The organism is Terriglobales bacterium (assembly GCA_035937135.1).
Lineage (GTDB): Bacteria > Acidobacteriota > Terriglobia > Terriglobales > Acidobacteriaceae > DASYVL01.
The window spans coordinates 1-4,596 of record DASYVL010000078.1 but is presented as its reverse complement, the minus strand read 5'-3'; the positions used below and the strand labels follow the sequence as shown (position 1 = coordinate 4,596).

The 4,596-nt window shown below is 65.8% G+C and carries 5 protein-coding genes; all 5 read left to right on the top strand.

Translation table 11 applies throughout. The features are described 5' to 3' along the window. Nucleotides 1-1,249: dihydrolipoyl dehydrogenase (gene lpdA, locus VGQ94_05035; protein ID HEV2021872.1), on the top strand; the 1,249-nt coding region annotated here is incomplete at its 5' end. Next, nucleotides 1,246-2,016 carry a lipoyl(octanoyl) transferase LipB gene (gene lipB, locus VGQ94_05030; protein HEV2021871.1) on the top strand — a complete coding sequence of 257 codons (771 nt, stop codon included), beginning with the start codon at nt 1,246-1,248 and terminating at the stop codon, nt 2,014-2,016. The genes lpdA and lipB, both read left to right, overlap by 4 nt. Nucleotides 2,017-2,031: 15 nt before the next feature. Then, nucleotides 2,032-2,556 carry a DinB family protein gene (locus tag VGQ94_05025; GenBank protein ID HEV2021870.1) on the top strand — a complete coding sequence of 175 codons (525 nt, stop codon included), beginning with the start codon at nt 2,032-2,034 and terminating at the stop codon, nt 2,554-2,556. A gap of 6 nt (nt 2,557-2,562) precedes the next feature. Further along, nucleotides 2,563-3,840, top strand: a complete 1,278-nt coding sequence (locus tag VGQ94_05020; GenBank protein HEV2021869.1) for a thiamine pyrophosphate-dependent dehydrogenase E1 component subunit alpha — start codon at nt 2,563-2,565, stop codon at nt 3,838-3,840. Nucleotides 3,841-3,854: 14 nt separating this feature from the next. Continuing rightward, nucleotides 3,855-4,596, top strand: a 742-nt coding sequence (locus tag VGQ94_05015) for a transketolase C-terminal domain-containing protein (GenBank protein ID HEV2021868.1), incomplete at its 3' end; no start/stop codon positions are given.

Below are 4,596 nucleotides of genomic sequence, written 5' to 3'. Positions count from 1 at the left end.
GTACATGAAGGCGGCCAAGGAGTTCGGCATCGAGGGCGTCACCAGCCCCAAGGTGAACTGGGCGGCGGTGCAGCAGCGCAAGAACAAGATCGTCACCAAGCACACCAAGGGCCTGGATTTCCTGATGCGCAAGAACAAGGTCACCACCGTGCAGGGCTACGGGCGGCTGACCGGCCCGGCCAAGGACGGCGTGCTGACGGTGGAGGTCTATACCGAGGGCGGCGGCGGCGCGGCGGGCGAGAACACCTTCGTCAAGGCCAAGAACGTGATTGTGGCTACGGGCTCGGAAGCCAAGATGCTCCCCGGTCTGGAAGCCGACTCGCGCGTGCTGACCAACATCGAGATTCTCAGCCTGAGCGCCATCCCCAAGTCGCTGGTGGTGGTGGGCGCGGGTGCGGTGGGCGTGGAGTTTGCCTCCATCTACCGCTCCTTCGACGCCGAGGTCACTGTGCTCGAGGCGCTGCCGCGGATGGTGCCGCTCGAGGACGAGGACATCTCCAAGGAGCTGCTGCGCGCCTTCACCAAGAAGGGCATCCAGTGCCACGTGAGCACTAAGGTGGAGAAGGTGGAGAAGACCAAGACCGGGGTCGCGGTGACGTTCACTCCCGCGGACGGCAAGCCGCAGAAGATCGAGGCGGAAAAGATTCTGATCGCGGTGGGACGCGCGCCGCGCACGGACAACATCGGACTGGAAAAGACGAAGATCAAGCCGGAGCGCGGCTTTATCAAGACCAACGAGTGGATGCAGACGGGCGAGCCCGGCGTTTACGCCGTCGGCGACATCGTGCTGGGCATGCCGCAACTGGCGCACGTGGGCTCGATGCAGGGGATCGTGGCGGTGGCGAAGATCGCGGGCAAGCCGGCCAAGCCGCTGAACCCATTGCACATCCCCAACTGCACCTACTGCGAGCCGCAGATCGGGAGCGTGGGCCTGAGCGAAGCGAAGGCCAAGGAGGCGGGGCGCAAGGTCAACATCGGCAAGTTTCCCTTCGCCGCCAACTCCAAGGCAAGCATCTTGGGCGCGCATGAGGGCTTCATCAAGGTGGTGTCGGACGCGCAGTACGGCGAGATCCTGGGGGTGCACATCATCGGGCCGTCGGCGACCGAGCTGATCTCGGAGGCGGTGGCCGCTATCGAGCTGGAAGCCACGGCCGAGGACCTGATGTTCACCATTCACGCGCATCCCACGCTGGCTGAGGCCATGCTCGATGCCATGAACAGCGTGTATGGAGTGGCCATCAACGCGTGATCTCCGTTCTCCAACTCGCCCGCATCGATTACGCCACGGCACTCGAGCTGCAGCGCTCGCTGGTGGAGTTGCGCAAGCGCGGCGAGATTGGCGACGTGCTGCTGCTGCTGGAGCACACACCGGTCATCACGCTGGGGCGCAACGCTAAGACGGAGAATGTGCTGGCTTCGCGCGAGCAGTTGGCCGCGCGCGGCGTGGAAGTGTTCGAGTGCGACCGCGGCGGCGACGTCACCTACCACGGCCCGGGGCAGCTCGTGGGATATCCCATCTTCGACCTGCGTGGGTTCGCGACACCCGAAGGTCCGCGAAAAACGCTCGGGGCGGTGGAGTTCGTGCGCCGGCTGGAGGAGGTGCTCATCCGCACCTGCGCGGATTTCGGCATTGCCGCGCGGCGCGTTTCGGGACGGACGGGCGTTTGGACCGAGCAGAGCGACGCCAAGGTCGCCGCCATCGGCGTGCACATCTCCCGCGGCGTCACCTCGCACGGCTTCGCGCTGAACGTCAGTACGGACCTCGACGCTTTCCAACTCATTGTCCCCTGCGGCATTGCTGACAAGGCGGTCACTTCACTGGGGCGTGAGCTGGGCGAAGCCCCCACCCTGGAAAAGGTAGCGGAGTCCGCCGCGCGCAACTTCGGCGCCGTCTTTCAAAGCCAGGTCCTGTGGGTGGAAAACCTGGAGGCGCTGCTGGGCCGGCGCATCGGCGTTCCCATGAAGCCTCCGACCGAGCTGCGGAAGATGCACGGCGAGGAGGAAACCTGGGCCTAGGAGTACACGACGTCCATGGAATTCCAGCTCGCCGACGCGCTTACGATCCTGGGCCGCACGCCGGCGGCGCTCGACGCCCTGCTGCGCGGGCTGCCGGAGCCCTGGCAGCACGCCAACGAAGGCCCGGAGACCTGGAGCCCGTTCGACGTGGTCGGCCACCTGATCCACGGCGAGCGCACCGACTGGGTGCCGCGCCTGCGCCTGATCCTGGAGCACGGAGACGCGCTCCCCTTCGAGCCCTTCGACCGTTTCGCCATGTTCGAGGAGAGCCGGGGTAAGACAATCGCCGAGCTGCTGGAAACCTTCGCCACGCTGCGGGCGCAGAACCTGGAGACGGTGCACGCGCTGCAACTCGAGCCCGCGGACCTCGCGCGCCGCGGGACGCATCCCGCGCTGGGCCAGGTGACGCTGGGGCAACTGCTGGCCACCTGGGTAACGCACGACATGACGCACATGGCGCAGATCAGCCGCGTGATCGCCAAGCAGTTCACGGACGAAGTGGGACCGTGGCGCCAGTACATCGGAGTGCTCAACCGCTAGCCTGAGATGAAGGGTCCCAACCACAAGCCGAAGAGCAACCCGCCGGGCAAGGCAAACCCCGGCGCGCCCGCGCCAACGAAAAATGCCCACGGCATCCTCGACTATCGCCTGGAGCGCCCCAACTTCCGCGTGGTCGAGGTGGCAAAGGACGGCGAGGTGCGCTACGAGGTCCGAGGAGACCTGAGTGCGCCCGCGCCGCCACTGCGCGAGTCGAAGTATCTGAAGAAAGAGCAGTGCATCGAGATCTACCGCTGGATGCTGCTCAACCGCCGCATGGAGGCGGCGCTCGAGAATCTTTACAAGCAGGGGAAGGTGGTGGGCGGGGTGTACTTCGGGCTGGGGCAGGAGGGCTGCTCGTGTGCTTCGGCCTACGCGCTCCAGAAGGACGACTGGCTGGCGCCCATGATCCGCAATCAGGGCTCGATGCTGGTGCGCGGCTTTCCGGCGCGCGACATCATGATGCAGTATATGGCCAAGGCGGGCTCACCCACCAAGGGTCGCGACGCGTCTTCGCACTTCGGCGACCACGAGAAGCGCAATGTGGTGGCGCCCATCTCGATGCTCGGCGACCTCATCCCCGTTATGGCGGGCGTGGCGCTGGGCGCGCGCCTGCAGGGCCGCAACATCGCCGTCATGACCTACATCGGCGACGGCGGGCAGTCCACCGGCGTCTTCCACGAAGGGCTGAACTTCGCCGCGGTGCAGAAGTTGGGATTGATCCTGATCGTCGAGAACAATCTGTGGGCTTACTCCACACCCACTGAGCTGCAATTCGCGATCAAGGACCTGGCCGACCGCGCCGTGGCCTATGGCATCCCGGGCGTGATCGTGGACGGCACCGACCCCTGCCAGGTGTACGACGTCTGCCACGAGGCCGCGGAGCGCGCCCGGCGCGGCGAGGGCTCGACGCTCATCGAGGCCAAGATGATGCGCATGAAGGGCCACGCCATCCACGACGCCGCCGGGTACGTCCCCAAAGAGCTGTTTGAGTACTGGCGCAAGCGCGACCCCATCGCGCGCTTTGAGAAGTTCTTGCTGGGGAAGAAGTGGCTGACGGCGGAGGAGAACAAGAAGCTGATCGCGGAGGTGGAGAAGCAGCTCGAAGAGGACCGCAACTTCGCCGAGGCCTCACCCATGCCCAAGCCGGAGGCGGCTGAGGGCGGCGTGTACTGCGAGGCGGGCTGCCACGCCATCAAGCCGAAGTACGGAGGAGTGAAGGTTGCGGCGGGGAAGAAAGAGGCAGCAAAGCCAAAGGAGACGGAGGCGGCGCTGCACTTTAAATAGCCGCCTAAGACAATATGGCACCGGTCACCTATCTCGAAGCCATCCGCCAGGGAATCTGGGAGGAGATGGAGCGCTCGCCCGAGGTCTTCTGCATCGGGGAGGACATCGGCATCTACGGCGGGGCGTTCAAGGTGACCGACGGATTCATCCAACGCTTCGGGCCGGAGCGAGTGATCGACACCCCCATCGCCGAGTCGGCCATCGTGGGCGCCGCCTTCGGCGCGGCGCTCACCGGACTGCGCCCGGTGGTCGAGTTCCAGTTCATCGACTTCATCGGCTGCGCCTTCAACCAGATCACCAACATGCTGGCCAAGTCGCACTACCGCTGGGGCGCGCCTGCGCCGGTGGTGCTGCGCGGGCCCTCGGGCGGCGGCGTCCACGGCGGGCCCTTCCACTCGCAGAACCCGGAGATGTACTTCGTGCACACGCCCGGGCTGAAAGTCGTCTGCCCGGCGACGCCCTACGACGCCAAGGGACTCATCAAGTCGGCCATCCGCGACAACAATCCCGTGCTCTTCTTCGAGCACAAGTTCTTGTACCGCAGGATCAAAGAAGAGCTGCCGGCGGGAAAAGACGCCGACTACGTGGTGCCCATCGGCAAGGCGCGGGTGGCGCGCCAGGTGAAGGACGGCGGCCACCTGAGCATCATCACCTACGCGGCCATGGTGCACACGGCGCTGGAGGCGGCGGAGACGCTGGCCAAGGAAGGGATCGAGGTCGAAGTCGTGGACCTGCGGACGCTGCTGCCGCTCGACC

Excerpts from the sequence above, each read along its gene's own strand:
- VGQ94_05020 (HEV2021869.1), top strand. The coding sequence starts at position 2,563 with ATGAAGGGTCCCAACCACAAGCCGAAGAGCAACCCGCCGGGCAAGGCA.
- VGQ94_05025 (HEV2021870.1), top strand. The coding sequence starts at position 2,032 with ATGGAATTCCAGCTCGCCGACGCGCTTACGATCCTGGGCCGCACGCCG.